This is a genomic window from Lelliottia sp. RWM.1 (assembly GCF_016859735.1).
Taxonomy (GTDB): domain Bacteria; phylum Pseudomonadota; class Gammaproteobacteria; order Enterobacterales; family Enterobacteriaceae; genus Enterobacter.
The window spans coordinates 1-722 of sequence record NZ_WLVC01000139.1; the positions used below are offsets into that span (position 1 = coordinate 1).

The 722-nt window shown below is 52.8% G+C and carries 1 protein-coding gene; it reads left to right on the forward strand.

The window, feature by feature from the left end; genetic code table 11:
- On the forward strand, positions 1–489 hold a 489-nt coding region (locus GF617_RS26935), incomplete at its 5' end, for a transposase (protein WP_171477885.1).
- Positions 490–722 lie beyond the last annotated feature (233 nt).

The following is a 722-nucleotide window of genomic DNA, read 5'->3' on the forward strand; positions in this document are numbered from 1 at the left end:
CTCAAAACTCCGTACCGCAATGGCACCACCCATGTGATCTTCGAGCCGCTGGACTTCATCGCCAAACTCGCTGCGTTGGTACCTAAGCCGCGAGTCAACCTCACACGCTTCCACGGCGTCTTTGCACCGAACAGCAAACACCGAGTTCAAGTAACACCCGCCAAGCGGGGCAAGAAGCCCGACAAATCGGAAGGTCTCGATACTAACTGGCGTGACAAGAGTCCTGCAGAGCGCCACCGCGCCATGACCTGGATGCAACGCCTCAAGCGAGTCTTCAATATTGATATTGAAGTCTGCGAACACTGCGGCGGTCACGTCAAAGTGATTGCCAGCATCGAAGATCCGAAGGTCATTGAGCAGATTCTCAAGCATCTGAAACAGAAAACAGCCAAGGCGAATGCCGCCAAGCAGCGTGAGCTGCCACCAGAACGAGCGCCGCCACTGACTCCCAGCCTGTTCGATCCATCACAGAGTCGTCTCTTTGACTGACGACCCCAAATCCAACACTGCTCAACACTGCCAACTTTTAAACGGGGCGGTGGGGCAGTTTGTATCTCTCGAGCTATCAGGCTAGAGATTTTACCGCCAAATCGAACCTTATTAGAGCGGTTTAGGCTGGACCGGCAGTTAAAATTGGGGCTTGAGCGGTAAACGAGTGAGGGAATTTCAGGTAAGATACTTCGGATGAGGAGCAAAAAGGTGGTTTATACTTCCTATACCCA